Source organism: Paenibacillus sp. VT-400 (assembly GCF_001029205.1).
In the GTDB taxonomy this organism is placed as follows: Bacteria; Bacillota; Bacilli; order Paenibacillales; family Paenibacillaceae; genus Paenibacillus; species Paenibacillus amylolyticus.
Map to the genome: position 1 here is coordinate 156,936 of NZ_LELF01000038.1, position 17,465 is coordinate 174,400.

A 17,465-nucleotide genomic window follows, 5' to 3' on the forward strand; every position below is an offset into this window, starting at 1 on the left:
TTATCCAACCTATATACTTGGTTTATACATTAGCAGGGCTTCCAGTAGCTGTCAATCTGTATTTTCTTCATCTCATAATCACTTTTCTGAAACGGCTTTGTGTCCAAGCCAGCTCTTGAGCAGCAACGTGGCAAGAGCCAGAATCAGGAGCAGGGAAGCTACGGCAAATGAAGCCGAGAATTGATATTCGTTATACAAAATCTCGACATGAAGTGGTAACGTATTGGTCTCCCCGCGGATATGCCCGGACACCACAGATACGGCTCCGAACTCGCCCATAGCGCGGGCATTACACAGAATAATACCGTACAGCAGTCCCCATTTGATGTTGGGCAAGGTTACACTCCAGAAGATTCGCCCCCCGGAAGCACCTAGCGTAACCGCCGCTTCCTCTTCCCGGGTTCCCTGGTCCTCCATTAGTGGAATCAACTCCCTCGCTACGAACGGGAAGGTAATAAACAGCGTTGCAATGACAATGCCTGGCAGCGCAAAAATGATTTTAATATCATGTTCGGACAACCACGGCCCTAACCACCCATTCGAACCAAAGACCAATACAAAAATCAACCCGCCCACCACAGGCGAGATGGAAAAGGGAAGATCAATCAGGGTGATCATAAGTCCCTTGCCCTTGAACTGGAATTTGGTAATGACCCATGCAGCGGCCACACCAAATATCGTATTCAGCGGTACGGTAATCGCCGCAACTAATAACGTGAGTTTCAGTGCAGACATGGCATCCGGCTCGGTAAGAGCCGCGATGTACACACCCCAGCCCTGCTTCAACGCCTCCATGAGCACAATGGCCAGTGGCAAAATAAGCAGCCATATGAGTACCAGGCTTGCCAGTCCAATCAACAACCATTTGACCCAGGGAGCTTCCGTTGTTGCACGGTTAGTTCCACGGCTGGTCTTAACGGGTGGAACAGGGCTCAGTGGAACAGAACCCGCCATATGCTGCACCTCCTTTGGTTTGGGTGAGTGACGTCTTTTAATATCCTTATTCCACCATGCTTCATTGTCATGCTCTGCCCGCCTTTCGGCTCCAACGCTGCAAGGAATTAATAATCAGCAGCAGGATGAAAGAAACTAGAAGTAGCAGCAAAGCTACAGCTGTAGCGCCTGCATAATCGAACTGCTCCAGCTTGGCCATGATCAGCAAGGGAGCAATCTCCGTTTTCATCGGCATATTGCCTGAGATAAATACAACCGAGCCATATTCGCCAATGCCCCGGGCAAAAGCCAGAGCAAAACCCGTCAGCAGCGGTGGAATCAGATCTGGCAGCAGAATCGTGCGGAATATCCGCCATCTCCCTGCTCCCAGTGTCGCAGCCGCCTCTTCCACTTCTGCCTCCAGCTCTTCCAACACCGGTTGCACCGTGCGAACTACAAACGGAATTCCGATAAACATCAGCGCCAACGTAATCCCGGCCTGTGAATAGGCGAGCTTGATGCCCAAAGGCTCTACAAACTGCCCAATCCAGCCATTGCCGGCATAGATCGCCGTAAGAGCAACCCCTGCTACCGCTGTCGGCAAGGCAAAAGGCAGATCAATGACCGCATCAAACAGCCTTTTGCCCGGGAATTCATACCGAACAAGCACCCATGCCAGGAGTAGTCCCAGCACGAGATCAATCAGCGCCGCTGCACCTGCGGTCAGGAAGCTGACCTTGAAAGAAGCCAGCACCCTGGGATTGGTCGCAACCTCAATCATGGTTGCCCACGTCAGCCCTGTTGAGTTAAATAACAGCGCAGCCAGTGGAATAAGTACAACCAGGCTCAGGTAGAACACACTGTAACCCATCGTTAATCCAAATCCCGGCAATGTGCGTCTCCGCGCCACAACCACCTTGCTCATGCACGTTCATCCTCTCTGCCTTCAGCCGGTAAGACTGGTTGGCCGCTCACAGCGCGATTGATCAGGTGTTCATTGAACAGAGCAACCTTAGCTGCCTGGAACATAGATCTGGTCGAAGATACCACCGTCATTAAAATGTTTGGCCTGAGTATCCCGCCATGTGCCAAATACATCTTTCAACGTGAACAGCTCAAGCGCCGGGAACTGATCTTTGAATTTTTCCTCCACGCTGTCCAGCGTTGGGCGGTAATAATTTTCAGCAGCAATCGTCTGTCCTTCTTCACTGTACAAATATTTCAGATAGGCATCCGCCACGTCGCGACTTCCTTTTTTGTCTGCATTTTTTTCCACAATCGCAACGGGCGGCTCTGCCAAGATACTAACCGAAGGCACGACAATGTCGAATTTGTCCGGACCCAGCTCTTTTACCGATAGGAAAGCTTCATTCTCCCAGGCAAGCAACACATCACCGATGCCACGTTCAACAAACGTTGTCGTAGACCCACGAGCACCCGAATCCAGCACAGGCGCATGTTTGAACAATTCACCAACAAATTCCTTCGCCTTCTCTTCATCATTGTTATTATGCTTAAGGGCATATCCCCATGCCGCCAAGTAATTCCAACGCGCCCCGCCGGACGTTTTAGGATTTGGGGTGATGACTTGCGTATCCCCTTTGATCAGATCATCCCAGTCCTTGATGCCCTTTGGATTACCCTTACGTACAAGGAAGACAATCGTAGAGGTATACGGAGAGCTGTTATGCTCGTATTTATCCTGCCAGCCTTCATTAATCAGACCTTTATCTTCAATCGCATCAATATCGTATCCCAATGCCAGCGTCACCACGTCTGCATCCAGTCCGTCAATAACAGAACGACTCTGTTTGCCCGATCCCCCATGGGATTGCTTGATGGTTACTTCCTGGCCCTTCTCTTTCAACCAATGCGCCGCAAACGCTTTGTTATATTGCTCATAGAGTTCCCGTGTTGGATCATAGGAAACATTCAGCAGCTCGATGGCCTTGGCCTTTTCTGTGCCGCCTTCCGATCCCCCCGATGTTCCTGCTGCACTGGACCCGCCGCTATCCGATCCGCAAGCTGCCAGTACCCCTGTTAACACCAGTGCCAGACCAACCAAAATACCCTTATGAATTCTCTTTTTCATAAATAACACTCCCCCGATATAGATCTGCATGACTACCTCAGGCCGGCTGAACAGGATCAAACGCCCCGTAAAAAAACAAGAAGACGGAGGAACCCCCGCGCACTTCTCCCCATAAAGTCATGCCGGCTTAAAGGCCGTGCATGCTCCATCTGGAAAGGATGCGCTGCGGTGTTCCTCCGTCTATACGGTGAGAACGTTATTCTGTTCAGGTTGCATGGTTGCATCTGTCTGTAAAATGACTGTTTTCACAATGAAAACAAATTCATTTTTATTATTCCTACCTGTTTAGTAAGTTATATACGTATAATAAAGGCAGTCTATATACCTGTCAAACGTTTTTTCCGATTTTTACCGTATTTCTGGGCTATTGGTAAAAAAAGAGGAACAACGAACCAGCGTCCGTTGCTCCCTTCAGCGAATCCCATACTTCGCTGGCTATTGAAACATGAACGGAATTGGACAGCCAGTCCACTCCTCATCTGCCTGCATACCGGATATTGGGTACCGGTGGTGTGCTCATGCCTTCTCCCAGATAAAAACCGGTGTGTGGCGGTTGATTGTAGGCTACATTTTGCCAAGCGACGCCAAGACGGTACACCGGATCATGCATCAGCGTGTAGATGCGTTTGTCCGTAACTGCTGTTGTGGTATAGATCCGCAGTGCTGAGCTGTCATTCGTCCGCCACACCACTTCCTCTCTCCAGTCCCCGAACAGGTCGGCCTGCAGATTCGGCGTAGACTTGGTGCCGTTGTTCGAAGAAACGCCGGATGCAGTGAGCAGATTCACCGTTGTGTTGTTGGCATAGTTCCACTTATCGATTCGGTTGCTGTCCAGCAGTTCACGGAGCAGATCCCCATCCCACCAGATGCCAAAATTCGTGGAGGACGGCAGGGTTGTCCCGAGTTTCTGCCCTTTGGCCGTATACAGACTGCCGTCTGCCCATACTTCGGCACCTTTATATCTTGGATCAATATCTGCCGCCATGCCGCGTCCAATATCCTTTGTTGTTTTAACTCCCCAGATTAACTGACCTGTACCTGCATCACGAAATTCAACTCCGGCATTGGACGGTGTCTCATGGACCTGAAATACCTCAAGTCCAGGGCGGTCCGGGTCGAGGTCACTCAAATGCATGGCATCGCCATGATGAAGCCCTGTTGTGTACAATCCTTTGCCGTTATCATCCACTGCCATGGCACCATAAACGATCTCGTCTTTCCCATCTCCATCTACGTCCGCCACACTCAGATTATGATTGCCCTGCCCGGCATAACCCGAGTTACCGGAGGTATTGGAATCAAATGTCCATTGTTTGGTCAGCTGTCCATTCCGCCAGTTATAAGCCACGAGCACTGTGCGGGTGTAGTACCCACGCGCCATGACCAGACTTGGGCGCTCTCCATCCAGATAAGCAATGGCGGCAAGGAATCGGTCCACCCGATTGCCGTAGTTATCCCCCCAACTGGATACATTGCCACGAGCCGGTTCGTAGTTCACCGTGGAGAGCGCTTTGCCAGTCTGCCCATTGAAAACCGTCAGGAATTCGGGACCAGACAACACATAACCGCTAGAATTACGGTAATCCTTGCTTGCATCCCCGATGACCACGCCAGTGCCATCCTTGGTGCCATCGGCTGTTTTCATCGCAACCTCGGCTTTGCCGTCACCGTCGAGATCGTACACCATGAACTGGGTGTAGTGAGCGCCGGCACGGATATTTTTGCCCAGACTAATCCGCCAGAGGCGTGTTCCGTTTAATTTGTAGGCATCGATAAACACTTCCCCGGTATAACCACTCTGGGAGTTATCCTTAGAGTTGGAAGGGTCCCACTTCACGATCAATTCATACTCACCATCACCATCCAGGTCACCTGCACTGGCATCATTGGCACTGTAGGTGTAGGCTACTCCATCGGGCGTTGTCCCACCTGCGGGTACACTAAGAGGAACAGACAGATAGTTGTTGCCCCACACGCTCGCTGCCGCTGAAGCAGCCTGCTCCGTTCCACTGACGACAGCGCGAACCGTATATTTGGAACTGCTTGTCCCGCTTGCATCCTGAAGGTTGGTGCTGTTTGTTATGGGCGTAGGGTTCACCTTGGTTCCATCCCGATAGACGTTAAACGATACATTCGATCCTTCCGTTCCCAGAAGCCGCCAACTGATAAACACACCTGTCCCGGTCTTCACAGCCACCACACCGCGATCCAGATATTCCATCTGCCTTGCTCCCGCTGCATGTGTTACCGCCGTGCTGCCAAGGCCAAGCGAAGTAACCAGTAATGCGGAACTTAGCAGTGATACTCCGGCTGTACGTAATGTGCGCTTCCACAATGATGATCGATTCCCCATAAACAATTGCCTCCCCAATTGGTTTGGTAAGCCCGATGCCCTTGTAGCGCCATCTTTTTATGTAAGCGCTTTAATATATTCATTTTAAATTAAACATATAATTCCATCTATAGGTCTAATTTAGTAATTGGATGGTGGTAAAGGAAAAAAGCCAAAGGATTTATCCTTTGGCTAGCCGTTGCCCGTTCTTCGAATTGCTTCAGTCGACTGGAATCACAATCAACTGACTCACGGATATGGGACGATTCCCATGTTCTCATAAAAAGACTAAAAAAAGCTGTAAACCATGTGTTTCTCCATGATTTCACAGCTTATAGGCCACTTTTCAGATGTAATATTCCACGTTCACTTCACCGTATTACAACTTTTATACCACAGGAGCAATACATACCGGACGAGGCAGTTCCAGCTTGAATCCGTTATGAGTCAGACGTCCGTCTTCTTCACTGATCTGGAAACCTACGAGGTTATTGCTGTCCTGATTCGCCACGACCAGAATCCCGCCTGGCAAAATATTAAAGTTACGTGGTGTCTGCCCAATCGTGGACGTCCACTCTACAGCTTCCAACTCACCGCTCTCCTGGTCAATATGATAAAGTACGATGCTGTCATCTCCCCGATTGGATGCATACAGGAAACGTCCACATGGAGATACACGGATGTCTGCAGCCGTACCCTCTCCTTTATGCCCTTCTGGAAGTGTGGAAATGTGCTGCACCGTAGTGAACTCTCCTCTGCGCTCATCGTACAGGAATGCCGTAACCGTGTTGTCCAATTCGTTGATCACATAAGCCCACTTCGAGTTAGGATAGAACACAAGATGCCTTGGCCCTGCGCCCGGTGGCTGATCCATCTCACGATGGGTAACCAGACGTCCCTCTTCCAAGCGATACACAATAATCTGATCCAGACCGAGGTCACATACGATAGCATACTGCCCGGACGGATCGGGTTGAATGGAGTGTGCATGCGGCCCTTCCTGGCGTTCTTCGTTGATTCCACTTCCCGTGTGCTGCACCCATGCACTCATCTCACCAAGCGTCCCCTGATCGCCAACCGGGAATACATTGACACTGCCGCTACTATAGTTGGATGAGAACACCCACTGACCATCCTTGGAGACAGACACATAACATGGAGAAGCCCCTCTGGTCTGTTTTCGATCCATCAGGTGCAGCTCACTCGTTGCCGCATCTCTCCGATAGACCAACACCTCTCCCTCGTCCGTCTCACTCGCCACATACAGACAGTTTCCATCCGGGCTTAGCGCCAGATAAGACGGATTATCCACACCATCCATGTGATTGACGATTCGCATCTCTCCTGTATCCGCATTCAACGCACATAGGAATATTCCGGGTTCATCCGCTGACGCATACGTACCTGTATAGAAAAGCGTTTCCTGTTTTTTGACTGGTTCCATATCTAAATCTCTCCCTTATCCTATATATTCACTGTTCTGATTCTTCCCACTGGTATGTACTTACCCAATTCACGGGCAACTGCTTCACTTCCTGTAACGTGGCTTTCTAAATCGAGAACAACTCCGGTGAGCGCTCTCATATCTGGCATTGACTCCCTTATCGCCTCTCACCATAATACAAAGTATGAGACCTAACAACAGACCACCCCTACAGCGTAAATCTGACGGATTTCGTATGCAAAAACTCATTGTGCTTCCAGACTCCCTGCTGCAAGAAACTGCAGCTTATCCGGTCACGTCAGGATTATATGTTACCGATATCGGTTACTTTCACGAAGCGGAGCATCATTACCGTGATCGTCCCGATGGTTGTGAATCACACATTCTGATGTACTGTGTCCAAGGCACAGGCTGGTATACGTTGGATGGCAGCAAGACATATAATGTCAGCCCGGGAAACCTCGTTATTTTACCTGCACATGTCCCTCATGTGTACGGAGCCAACGCAGCTGAACCATGGAGCATTTTCTGGATTCATCTGCGCGGGAAACACGCTTTATCCTACATAGAACCCTTGTTAACTCATCATATTACTACCATGCCACCGGCCAAGGCTCAGAAATGGCTTGAGCTGTTCCATGAATGTTACGGCGCACTTGAGACGGGTTACTCCATGCAGACGATGACGTATGCCTCCCAGATTATTGGCTATATGCTGGGCATGCTCGCTTATGGACCGGAGACGACAGGAACAGATGGTGGGATCGTGAGCAGCAAACGTGCGGCCGAGCAATCCGTCCAATATATGCTGGAGCACCTGGAGAATGGAATCACCCTCAAGGAACTGGCAGCACACGCGCGGCTGTCTGTCCCTCATTACTCTCAGTTATTCAAGCAAGCTACGGGGCATTCGCCCATCGATTATTTCCTGCGGCTGAAGATTCAGCATTCCTGCCGCTATCTGGATTTTACCGATTGGACCGTGAAGCAGATCAGTTCCGAGCTTGGATTCAAAGACCCGTACTACTTCTCCCGTCTGTTCAGCAAAATGATGGGACGTTCACCCACGGATTATCGAAATAAATCCAAAGGTTAGAGGCAATGCCTTCACTTAGCCCTTTCTGAATGATTATGAATTTCAGTTGGAAAATTGCAGCAACCTTTTGAACAGAAGGGTCGTCTATAGGGGCAAATAACTTTTATATAAAGGGATCATCCCTGGAAAAGTGAGGCGAACCTATCATGAAAAAAAATATACTTGCTACATTAACTGCGGGAGCTCTGCTCACGCTGTCTCTAAGTGCAGGCCCGATCAACGCTGCGCAGGCCCAATTCACAGATATTCAAGGTATCGCAGGCGCAGACAAAATCGAATCTCTCCATCAGGATGGATTCATCAAAGGCGTGAGTGACAGCTTGTTCAAACCTGAACTGGAGTTAAATACCGCTCAGGGCATTCAACTGATTGCGGACGGACTAAATCTGAATCTGGACACGATTCGTTTTATCAAAATGCCGGTACCAAGTGACTACTTCTCTGCTGTAAAAGATGGCGTATGGTACAGTGATGCATTTATCCGTGCGCAATATAATGGCATTCAGATGTCACAGGGTATCGATCCGTCCAAACCGCTTACTCGTGAACAATTCACACTGTTCCTGATGCAAGGCATCGAGGCCAAAGGCGGTCTGCCGATGATTAATATCAAACCTGTGGACATTACCGACGAAAAGGAACTTACGCCAGAGTATCAAGGTGCCATTCAGCGTTCACTCGTTCTCAAAATCAATGAACTGGATACCGACGGAAACTTCAATCCCAAACAAACGATTACTCGCGCCGAAGCAGCAGTGATGATGTATAACGCAATCGAGTACATGGAATCGTTCCATGCACCACAAATCCCGGAAATACCTGAGAAGTAATCATTTCATGATGGAAGCTAAGAACTCACTTGAGTGGTGAATCCGCTCGATTGGAGTCACCGTGAGTGGACTTTTCCATACAACCCCAATATGCCAAACAGCCGCACCTTCCCTCAACAGGAAAGTGCGGCCGTTTGTATTATACCTATATCACTGATGCAATCATCAGATTTAACTTTCTAACTTAGAAAGAACCTTTAACAACAACTTCAGACAACGGCAAACGTCCTGACGGGCGAGCTGGCTGTGCAGCTTTACCTACAGTAATCAACAACGTTGGCACAAATCGTGCAGGAATGTTAAATGTTTCCATCAGTTTTTGTGGATTATATCCACCGATTGGACATGTATCGTAACCCAGGGAGCGTGCAGCAAGCATAATATTTTGGGAAGCAAAAGATGCATTGCGGATCGCTTCATCGCGAGCGATTTGCGGGCTTTTGTAAGCACCGTTGATCTGTCCAACCAATGCGTCACGGACCTCAGCAGTCAGTGCGCCTGCTTCAACAGCTTGATCGTAGATTACGGTGTTACGGTTTGCTTCCAAATCTCCTAGAACAGCAATCGTAACCGAACTTTCCACGATCTGACTTTGACCGTAAGCAACTGGCAGCAATTTCGCTTTGTCTGCTTCGGATTCAATCACGAGGAATCTCCAGTGTTGCAGGTTCCATGAAGATGGTGCTTCCGCAGCTGCTGTCAGAATCGCATTGAGATCAGCTTCAGGCAATTCAAACCCTTTTTCGTACTTTTTGACAGCATGGCGTTCGCTAATAACGCGAAGTGTTTCATTTTTTTCAATGCCTGACATGTGTTCCACTCCCCAGAATCTAATTTGTTTATAATTCTTTTACTTTCGCAAGGTGATCTCGAAGTTTACTCTACCAGGGATTTCCCTTCCGAAAATAACATCAGCGCAGACGATCTCTCCTCATCTGTGTTCAGGTTATGCCCGGAATCGCTTGAGAACATCAATGGATCTTTCACCGGAGCATACGCCCATGCCGTAACTTGTCCACCATGCCTGACTAAACCAAGACCATATTCATGGAGGACCATTCGTTGTGGACTCCGTCAGGACTTCTCCTTTGCAGATAATCCCTTCAGCGATAAGTTCAACGTTTCCCCATGACCTATGCGTTCTTTCACATCCTGAATGGATATACGATCAAAATAAGCGCTGAGCGCCTCTTCGCCACCATTATAAATGTTCCCCATCACATCCTGCATATTGGAAGATACCACGCACGATGAACCGGACTCCCCTGAGCACCAGTTGGGACCGAGTGAACCACCAGCTACCAGTCTGTACAATTCTCCAAGCTTGATCTCTTCACTCGGACGGCTAAGCAAGTACCCACCATGAGCACCTTCCTTGGTCGTCAGGTAACCATGCTTGCGCAGAACACTAAGTACCTTACGGACTCTGGCCGGGTGTGTACCCACACTCTGGGACAAATCTTCACTATTGGCCATACACTCATCTCTCATCGACAGAAAAACAAGACAATGCACCGCTATGGTAAATTCGCTGTTCATAACTTACTCCTTCCCGGCTTACAACACCGATGAACTCCAACTCAAGGTAAGTATAACTGTCATTATATGAATAACAGTTATGTTTGTCAACTTTCACCCAACATGGAGATCACACGTGATTTTTCCTGTTATACCAATACTTACAGCTCATCAACACAATTAAGCTAGGATTAACATCCCGTCTTCATTTTAATCCAAAAAGAACAAAAAAGTGAGCCTTCCGCTACGCGAAGGGCTCCAATAAGATAGACATATGAAAGGGCTTACGTGATTATTATAATCGGTAATCTTCAATTTGAAAACGCTTTTTTTGTAAAGTGCATCATTATTTTAAATTTTTTTTATTTAAATAAAATGAACAACAGGTATTGCCAAAACTAATCCCATTAGTTATTATACTAATACCATTAGTTTTAAGGAGGGTTTAACGATGCGTATTACCCGAGAATTTGATGTCGTTCAAGTTACGTTTTTCCCAAGACTCTTCCCTGTGAACGTATACCTGGTTGAAGAGGAAGATGGTTTAACCCTGATTGATGCCGGAATACCGGTCAGTCTTAAGGGAATTTTGGCAACTGCCCAGTCCCTTGGAAAACCCATTACCAAGATCATTCTGACTCACGCGCATAGCGACCATATTGGTGCATTGGATCGTCTCAAAGAGGCACTGCCTCAAGCCGAGGTCTTCATCTCCAGACGGGATGCCCGGCTATTGGCGGGTGATACTTCCCTTCTTCCCGGTGAGCCACAAACCCCGGTACGCGGCGGCGTGCCTAAGCCCAAAGCGGTACACACCCAGCCAAACCACTTGCTGGATGACGGTGACCAGATTGGTTCACTGGTCGCCATTGCCTCACCAGGACATACGCCGGGGCATATGTCCTTCATGGATACGCGCAGCCGCGTGCTCATCGCTGGCGACGCGTACCAGCTGCAAGGCGGCCTTGCCGTATCCGGCCGCGTGCGCCCGCTCTTCCCGTTCCCCGCGCTGGCGACGTGGAACCGCGAAGCGGCTCTGGCCAGCGCGAAGCGCCTGGCGGAGCTGGAACCGTCCGTGCTGGCTGTAGGCCACGGACGGATGCTGCGCCAGCCCGCGGCCGCCATGCGCGCGGCAACCGCTGATGCACAGCAGCGGTTTGATCTTGCCGGGGGGCAACTATGAGCCCCCGGCAAGGGCTGGATCGCGGCGCTCTGCTCAGCGCCGCCACCCAGCTTGCTGACAGCGACGGCTTTCAGGCGCTGACACTGGCCGCGTTGGCACAGCGGCTGGATGTGCGCTCGCCGTCGCTCTACAACCACATCAGCGGACTTCCCGGGCTTCGCCAGGAAATGGCGCTGATGTCCGTGCAACAGCTTAGCCGCGCATTAACCGCGGCTATCGCTGACCGCACTGGCGATGATGCCATTCAGGCCATCGCTGCGGCATACATTGGCTTCGTCCGCGAGCACCCCGGGCTGTACGAAGCCTCATTTCATGCCCCGGATCGCGAGGAGCCACAGCTCGCCGCGGCCAGCACTGCCACGCTGGAGTTGCTGCTGCACAGCTTGCAGCCCTACCCGCTAACCGAAGCGGAAGCATTGCACGCCGTTCGTGGTTTGCGCAGTCTCTGCCATGGATTTGCCTCCATTGAGGCACAGGGCGGCTTCGGCATGGACTTTGATCCGGACGAAAGTCTGCGTCTGACCGTATCCGCCTTCCTCCACGGACTCCGGCATCTCCACCAGGACTAGTATGACACGCATTGCATCATGAAAAAGGACTGCAGAGGATCTGCAGTCCTTTTTACATTGCCGTGTACTGGTACATCCCATAGATTTGGCAGTAATAATGTTATAGTTATGCCAATGACTTTTAACACATTAACATCCACTTTGAATTCATCTTTCATCGGCTTGTGTTCTTTATAATTTCTTTCTTTATAATTTCATTTAATACAGAAGAAAAAGGGCGCCTCGGTTGCACGATGCCATGATCGGTGTCCTCTGACCAAAATCTAACGAACCGAGGACACGCTATAGCGGCAATTAGAGCGAATAACAACAACTAACGAACTCCACACGTCCAGACACACATTGTGTCATGGTCTCTAAATACGGAGCGATCAAGCTCCAAATTGTATTGATCAAACGGATGCAGGTACATGACTAGATAAGGATCTTACTCTGATCATAATGCACATAGTAGTACATGTTTTATTACTATTCATGTATAGATCACGCTATAGTTCAGTACACACATTGGGGCGATACTCGATACGGAGCTTACCCTGGTCGTGATGCACACTTTAGTACTTGTTTTAATACGTGGCCTGATACGAATCATTTTATAGCTCACACTACATGTACGCCGCAGCGGGATAATTTTTGTTTTGGATCTAGCTACAACTCCCATTGTTCAGGGCGGTAAGAGTCTGAAACATATTCGATCTACCCAGTCCCAGTCCCATTTCACCTGGCAATCTGATCCTTACTTGATACGCCCTGTCTCTCAACCGCACTTTTGCCTTTCACATCTACGCACTTCTCTAATATGTACATCTCCCGTTCCTCTCGAAAGGTGGAATGGACGCTGGTTTCCCTCTTTCCATTGAAACGGTTCTCGATAGCCTATCTATGGCCATTGCTGCCGTCCATCCTGCACTTCATTCAAAATATGCTTCATCACGGGCACGTACACCTTCCAGTAGAACATGTCCGGAATATCTTTCTGATCTGGCGTAAGCTTGGACCGGACGACCTCCCATCCCCAGATTCGGCGCCAGAAGGAATAATGCTTCATCTCTCCAAAGGACCCTGCCATGTAATACGACCGATTATAGTCGTCATATCGGACAAGTGCAGCAAATTCCGCCGGAATTCCTGCATCCACCAGCTTCTGCTCGCCTGTCTCCGTCAGATCCGTCTTATACCAGGCCAGTATGGAATTCTTCTGTTGCGGCACAATGATATCAAACCAGCCATTGTAATGTATATCCTGGGTTATACCGCTCCAATCGCTGCCTTCCGGTGTAAATGCAATCTGTATATTGCCTGTCTTCACATCCGGACCTTTCTCCAGTACCATGACCTGTCCATCCATATGGATCAGCAGCATACCCGCTCCGTGATAAGACCATTTCTTCTTCTTCTGCTGCTCATAGTTCGTCCGAATCCAACGGGGTACTTCCTCTATACTTTGCAGATTAGATACCGATTTCCCTTGCCATCCACTGCTGTTCACACCCAAGATGGGGTATAGTTGCTCTCTTGTCATCTTGGAAGCCGTATTTGCCAATGCACTGTATTCGGCAACAATCGTTACCCCTTTATACGCAGCCTCGCGGATTTTCTGCACATCATATATCGTTAATCCTTCATAGATTCCGCCTTGTTTCCCTTCACTCTTCTGTGCAGACAGACTACTCCGATTCGCCGTCAGATAGATCAGATCAGTATCTGTCACCTCATCAGGCAGCAGTTGCTTCATCCGTGGAAGCCCGTTCTGAAGATCATAGCCGTAATAATCCTCTTCATACGAGTAGTATTCCCCTGTGTGCTGTACAATCTTCTGTTGATTCAGAAGCCAAACCAACCCCTTGTGCCCCTGATAGGACAAGTCCGGTCTGCTCTTGTCAATAATCATGATGTTCAGTGGAACCGGGGCCTGGGATTGCCACATAATCCAGGGGACAACCAGCACCACCGATACCACTGTAAAACAAGCCAACGTCCACATCGTGGCTGGCCTGTAACTTTTTTTCATGAAGCGTATTCCTCCTTGCTCTGTTCCAAGGTATTGTCAGGATCGGTCGGTCGTTAGATTACTCTAATCCATGTCTGCTGTCCTTTTCCTCTGCCTTCCGCAATCCCATAGCCTGCAACATGCCATATATACGGGATATGTTATTCAGCGGTCTGAACCAGAACGTCTCCGTACATGCATACAACAGCAGACGTGTCACCTCTCGGGACGTATATGCCTTGCGTGAACACCATATTTCGAACATCACCACACTTGCGGACAACAAGGAACCATAGAGGGTCAGTAGCAGAACGAGAATGATGCATAGGTTAATATCCACCCACTGTAGCCCTATGCCTGCAATGAACAGCACGATCGCTCCCAGTTCCAACACAGGCCCCAACAATTCGATCAAAATAAAATAAGGGATGGATACCATCCCCATCCAGCCATAGGCCGGATTGAAGATCATGCTCCGCTGAGTCCATAGACTGCTTGCAAGCTGCATGTGCCAACCGATACGCTGTCTGCACAGCTGACGCCATGTACCGGGTACTTCTACCCTGCAGATCGGATCGGGAATATATATAATACGGCCACGTTTCCGAATCTGCTTCATATGTTTCTGCAACCGCATCACCAGTTCCATGTGAGCGACCTGGTCATCGCGCTTGTATCCTCCAACTTCCAACACCCGGTTCTTTTTGAATATACCGAATACTTCAGACGTAAATAAAAGCACATTAATATTATAACGAACAAGTCCCACACCGCTAATCAGAAAAGCACGCACGTATTCAATGGTCTGCATTACATACAACGTACTGCCCGTAAGTCGTGTGCTGTTATCCGTTAAATCCGTTTGATTCGTATTTCTGGAGGCCATGAGATCTACTCGTCCACTACAAGCAACGACCTCTTCTCCTGGGAGAGCATCCATAACGGGTTTCATAATCTTCACCAATGCATCCCGTTCCAGAACTGTCCAGGGTCCAACAGAGGCGATATAAGGATATTGCGAGATATTCAGACCTGCATTCAGGGAGTCCATTCGTCCCCCATACGCCTTGTCGATCACAATCAGACGATGATGTAATCTGGATTGGTAGACACATTTAATCTGAGCCGTCTCCTGACCGAGTCCCGAATAATGAACTTTACTCCGAATGGGCATCAGATCATAGGTTTCTTTTAGACGCCGCATGGTCTCATCCTCTGATCCATCATTAATGATAATAACCTCATAACGTGCATACCGAATATCCAACAGACAGCTGATTCGCTGTACGATCGTATCCTCGCTATTCCGCACCGGAACAAGCAGGGATACCGCAGGAGCCAGTTCTTCATCCAACATCTCATGATATTGCAGCGGGTCCAGATCCCTCTGGCGGATCAATGTGCGAGCGGCAGCAACGACCAGAACACTACACATCACAATCGCTAACACAAGATAGATAAATATCCCCTCGTAACATGCCAAAACAAAACTCCGCAGCATCTCAATCCATCTTTCGTCCATACTGCATCCTTTCCAGCGTTTCCTCCGCTATCTGCCTTGCATATTTATCCGGATGGTTTACAGCCGTATCCCGGAGTTCTTCAAGTCCCTGCTCGTACCGGGCAAGAGAGTTCGCCGCTTCCTGTCGGATCTGAAAAGAAGGATCACCCATCATTACCTTCAGTCTAGGAATAAAAGCATCCGCATGAACAGTACCCATAAGCTGGGTCACTGTTAGTCTTTCAAAGCGTTGCCTCTCCTCACCAGATTCGTTCCATACCAGCAATAGCCCCTTCAGCAAATCTTCACGACCTCTGCCCACTTGAGCCATTGCCTGATAAGCGTGGGTACGCAGCAACGCATCCTCTCCAAGAATGAGCTTCTCCAGTAGAACAACGGCACCCTCCGTTTGGTCATCTCGAATACGAATGGCATGGACGATATTAGACTGGACCTGGTAAGGTACATCCTTAAAATGATCCTTCAGACGAGTCCAGGATGAATCGGTAAGCAACAGCAGAATCTGCAGATACTGCGAATCGGACCATACATATTGCTCACGCATCAATTCCTTCACGATTCTGAAATAACCGGTTCTGGCATATATGCGCAATATGATGAAGCGTTCAAGCGGCGTACAGGAAGTAACCCGCAACATATCCTCTAACCTGGGCAGAAGCTCTATCATATGAAACTGTTCAATATATAACAACGTGTTGACCCGTTCACTCCACTTTCCCGTCTTCAGAACCGACCGGTATGAACTTCCAAAGACTTGCCAGGATAACAGACGAATTCGCAGAGTCTCGTGCTCTACCGGACCTTGAGCAAGCCGTTGCAATAACAGCTGCTGCAAAACACTCTGTTGATCTCCACTCATATTCAATAAGTCAGCTTTCACTTCTCCTTGGCCCAGATACTGCTGTAACACTGAATCTTCGGAAAGTAATTCCTGCATCAGTACCGTCTTAACCTTTTCACTGTGTCTACTGCTATATTTCATCCATAAGATGTAACTGTAGATAACCAGCAAAAAAGCTAGTACACTTGCACATATGAGGCTGACCACATGTACTAACCAATCTGTATTACCTGCAAGCCACCCTCTATGATGTGAGCCGATAAGCTTGATATACATCCATTGTTGTCCAATCATTGCATGATTTCCCCTTAATCGAATAAACAGCCTTACAACGGGCACAATAATACAAAATTTTCAAATACACCCTGTGAATACATATCGGGTATATGATACACTAAGCTTTCTATCGGCTTTCTGCGTTTGTGATATAATAGGAACTGAAAATTCCGGCAATTCGTATTGGGTTCCGGATCTCCGGATAACATATTATTCCAGAAAGAGGGAGTTCTACGTGGCTCAAATCAGTCCGTACTACCTGCAAATCGGAGCAACCGTGGGCATGCTTGTCATGGCACTGCTTGCCATCTTCATCCGCATGAAAGCCAGTCACAGACCGGTGACCATTCGTAAAATCCTTATTCCTCCGCTCGGCATGAGCACAGGATTTCTCATGTTTGTTGTACCGGCAACACATGTTCCTCTACTCTGGGCATTCTTTGCGTTTCTGGTGGGCTGGTTCCTCTTCTCCTATCCCCTCATTCGCAGTACACGGTTTGAACGAGTAGGTGAAGAAATTTTTGCAACGCGTTCTCGCAGCTTTGCTTTTATCTTGCTTGGGTTGTTGGCCGTACGCCTGATCCTGCATGAAGTCATTCAGCGATATGTAAGTATTCCGCAAACAGGCGGATTGTTCTTCCTGCTGGCTTTTGGCATGATTGTACGCTGGCGTGTATATATGTACAAACACTACAAAGAAGTGCTGGTCGCCGAACACTAGTCACCCTACATAGACCACGCACAGATTTACAGATAAAAAAGACACGTTCTGCTGCACCCTCGGTGTGCAGAACGTGTCTTTTCGTTTTCAACCTAATTGTACATGTAAACCATTCAAT

General features: G+C 48.8%; 16 protein-coding genes. 5 read left to right on the forward strand and 11 right to left on the reverse strand.

Annotated elements, in window-relative coordinates; all coding sequences use genetic code 11:
- Positions 1–78 precede the first annotated feature (78 nt).
- The 5 genes from cysW to EL84_RS00825 form a co-directional block, all read right to left on the reverse strand.
- Positions 79–954: a sulfate ABC transporter permease subunit CysW gene (gene cysW, locus EL84_RS00805; RefSeq protein WP_047840329.1), complete on the reverse strand. Its 876-nt coding sequence runs from the start codon at positions 952–954 to the stop codon at positions 79–81.
- A gap of 67 nt (positions 955–1,021) precedes the next feature.
- Positions 1,022–1,858 (reverse strand): sulfate ABC transporter permease subunit CysT, encoded by an 837-nt coding sequence (gene cysT / locus EL84_RS00810; RefSeq protein WP_047840330.1) that lies wholly within the window; start codon positions 1,856–1,858, stop codon positions 1,022–1,024.
- Between the two features lie 87 nt (positions 1,859–1,945).
- Complete coding sequence (locus EL84_RS00815; RefSeq protein WP_047840331.1) at positions 1,946–3,025, reverse strand: sulfate ABC transporter substrate-binding protein; 1,080 nt, start codon at positions 3,023–3,025, stop codon at positions 1,946–1,948.
- Between the two features lie 475 nt (positions 3,026–3,500).
- Complete coding sequence (locus EL84_RS00820; RefSeq protein ID WP_207765585.1) at positions 3,501–5,246, reverse strand: rhamnogalacturonan lyase; 1,746 nt, start codon at positions 5,244–5,246, stop codon at positions 3,501–3,503.
- Positions 5,247–5,745: 499 nt separating this feature from the next.
- Complete coding sequence (locus EL84_RS00825) at positions 5,746–6,801, reverse strand: lactonase family protein (protein ID WP_047840333.1); 1,056 nt, start codon at positions 6,799–6,801, stop codon at positions 5,746–5,748.
- A 235-nt stretch (positions 6,802–7,036) separates the two neighbouring features.
- On the opposite strand from EL84_RS00825, the gene EL84_RS00830 reads away from it, so the two are divergent.
- Both EL84_RS00830 and EL84_RS00835 read left to right on the forward strand, forming a co-directional pair.
- A complete protein-coding gene (locus EL84_RS00830; RefSeq protein ID WP_053061333.1) occupies positions 7,037–7,897 on the forward strand; it encodes an AraC family transcriptional regulator in 861 nt (286 codons plus the stop codon).
- A gap of 146 nt (positions 7,898–8,043) precedes the next feature.
- Entirely contained in the window at positions 8,044–8,727 is a 684-nt protein-coding gene (locus tag EL84_RS00835) for an S-layer homology domain-containing protein (protein ID WP_047840335.1), read from the forward strand.
- Positions 8,728–8,911: 184 nt separating this feature from the next.
- On the opposite strand, the gene EL84_RS00840 is transcribed toward EL84_RS00835, so the two are convergent.
- The 3 genes from EL84_RS00840 to EL84_RS00850 form a co-directional block, all read right to left on the reverse strand.
- A complete protein-coding gene (locus EL84_RS00840; protein WP_047840336.1) occupies positions 8,912–9,538 on the reverse strand; it encodes a nitroreductase family protein in 627 nt (208 codons plus the stop codon).
- 65 nt (positions 9,539–9,603) lie between these two features.
- Entirely contained in the window at positions 9,604–9,786 is a 183-nt protein-coding gene (locus tag EL84_RS00845; protein ID WP_047840337.1) for a hypothetical protein, read from the reverse strand.
- A 15-nt stretch (positions 9,787–9,801) separates the two neighbouring features.
- Positions 9,802–10,266 (reverse strand): RrF2 family transcriptional regulator, encoded by a 465-nt coding sequence (locus tag EL84_RS00850; protein WP_047840338.1) that lies wholly within the window; start codon positions 10,264–10,266, stop codon positions 9,802–9,804.
- 430 nt (positions 10,267–10,696) lie between these two features.
- Between EL84_RS00850 and EL84_RS00855 the strand changes: the two genes are divergently transcribed.
- Positions 10,697–11,428 carry an MBL fold metallo-hydrolase gene (locus tag EL84_RS00855; protein WP_047840339.1) on the forward strand — a complete coding sequence of 244 codons (732 nt, stop codon included), beginning with the start codon at positions 10,697–10,699 and terminating at the stop codon, positions 11,426–11,428.
- Complete coding sequence (locus tag EL84_RS00860; protein WP_036607476.1) at positions 11,425–11,997, forward strand: TetR/AcrR family transcriptional regulator; 573 nt, start codon at positions 11,425–11,427, stop codon at positions 11,995–11,997. The genes EL84_RS00855 and EL84_RS00860 overlap by 4 nt, the downstream gene beginning before the upstream one ends.
- A gap of 880 nt (positions 11,998–12,877) precedes the next feature.
- Here the strand turns inward: EL84_RS00860 and EL84_RS00865 are convergent.
- From EL84_RS00865 to EL84_RS00875, 3 genes are read right to left on the reverse strand one after another with little or no spacing between them, the layout of a single operon-like run.
- The gene (locus EL84_RS00865) at positions 12,878–14,008 is read right to left on the reverse strand and encodes a hypothetical protein (RefSeq protein ID WP_047840340.1); all 1,131 of its coding nucleotides are present in this window, start codon (positions 14,006–14,008) and stop codon (positions 12,878–12,880) included.
- Between the two features lie 58 nt (positions 14,009–14,066).
- On the reverse strand, positions 14,067–15,509 hold the full coding sequence (locus EL84_RS00870) for a glycosyltransferase family 2 protein (RefSeq protein ID WP_053061334.1): 1,443 nt from the start codon (positions 15,507–15,509) through the stop codon (positions 14,067–14,069).
- The gene (locus EL84_RS00875; RefSeq protein WP_047840341.1) at positions 15,490–16,644 is read right to left on the reverse strand and encodes a HEAT repeat domain-containing protein; all 1,155 of its coding nucleotides are present in this window, start codon (positions 16,642–16,644) and stop codon (positions 15,490–15,492) included. Before EL84_RS00875 ends, EL84_RS00870 begins: the two co-directional genes overlap by 20 nt.
- Before the next feature lie 217 nt (positions 16,645–16,861).
- Here EL84_RS00875 and EL84_RS00880 point away from each other — a divergent pair, with 217 nt between their 5' ends.
- On the forward strand, positions 16,862–17,347 hold the full coding sequence (locus EL84_RS00880; RefSeq protein WP_036607484.1) for a CcdC family protein: 486 nt from the start codon (positions 16,862–16,864) through the stop codon (positions 17,345–17,347).
- Positions 17,348–17,465 lie beyond the last annotated feature (118 nt).

Excerpts from the sequence above, each read along its gene's own strand:
- EL84_RS00875 (WP_047840341.1), bottom strand. The coding sequence starts at position 16,644 with ATGATTGGACAACAATGGATGTATATCAAGCTTATCGGCTCACATCAT.
- EL84_RS00830 (WP_053061333.1), top strand. The coding sequence starts at position 7,037 with ATGCAAAAACTCATTGTGCTTCCAGACTCCCTGCTGCAAGAAACTGCA.
- EL84_RS00840 (WP_047840336.1), bottom strand. The coding sequence starts at position 9,538 with ATGTCAGGCATTGAAAAAAATGAAACACTTCGCGTTATTAGCGAACGC.
- EL84_RS00820 (WP_207765585.1), bottom strand. The coding sequence starts at position 5,246 with ATGGAATATCTGGATCGCGGTGTGGTGGCTGTGAAGACCGGGACAGGT.
- EL84_RS00835 (WP_047840335.1), top strand. The coding sequence starts at position 8,044 with ATGAAAAAAAATATACTTGCTACATTAACTGCGGGAGCTCTGCTCACG.
- EL84_RS00825 (WP_047840333.1), bottom strand. The coding sequence starts at position 6,801 with ATGGAACCAGTCAAAAAACAGGAAACGCTTTTCTATACAGGTACGTAT.
- cysW (WP_047840329.1), bottom strand. The coding sequence starts at position 954 with ATGGCGGGTTCTGTTCCACTGAGCCCTGTTCCACCCGTTAAGACCAGC.
- EL84_RS00815 (WP_047840331.1), bottom strand. The coding sequence starts at position 3,025 with ATGAAAAAGAGAATTCATAAGGGTATTTTGGTTGGTCTGGCACTGGTG.
- cysT (WP_047840330.1), bottom strand. The coding sequence starts at position 1,858 with ATGAGCAAGGTGGTTGTGGCGCGGAGACGCACATTGCCGGGATTTGGA.
- EL84_RS00855 (WP_047840339.1), top strand. The coding sequence starts at position 10,697 with ATGCGTATTACCCGAGAATTTGATGTCGTTCAAGTTACGTTTTTCCCA.
- EL84_RS00850 (WP_047840338.1), bottom strand. The coding sequence starts at position 10,266 with ATGAACAGCGAATTTACCATAGCGGTGCATTGTCTTGTTTTTCTGTCG.
- EL84_RS00845 (WP_047840337.1), bottom strand. The coding sequence starts at position 9,786 with ATGGTCCTCCATGAATATGGTCTTGGTTTAGTCAGGCATGGTGGACAA.
- EL84_RS00860 (WP_036607476.1), top strand. The coding sequence starts at position 11,425 with ATGAGCCCCCGGCAAGGGCTGGATCGCGGCGCTCTGCTCAGCGCCGCC.
- EL84_RS00870 (WP_053061334.1), bottom strand. The coding sequence starts at position 15,509 with ATGGACGAAAGATGGATTGAGATGCTGCGGAGTTTTGTTTTGGCATGT.
- EL84_RS00865 (WP_047840340.1), bottom strand. The coding sequence starts at position 14,008 with ATGAAAAAAAGTTACAGGCCAGCCACGATGTGGACGTTGGCTTGTTTT.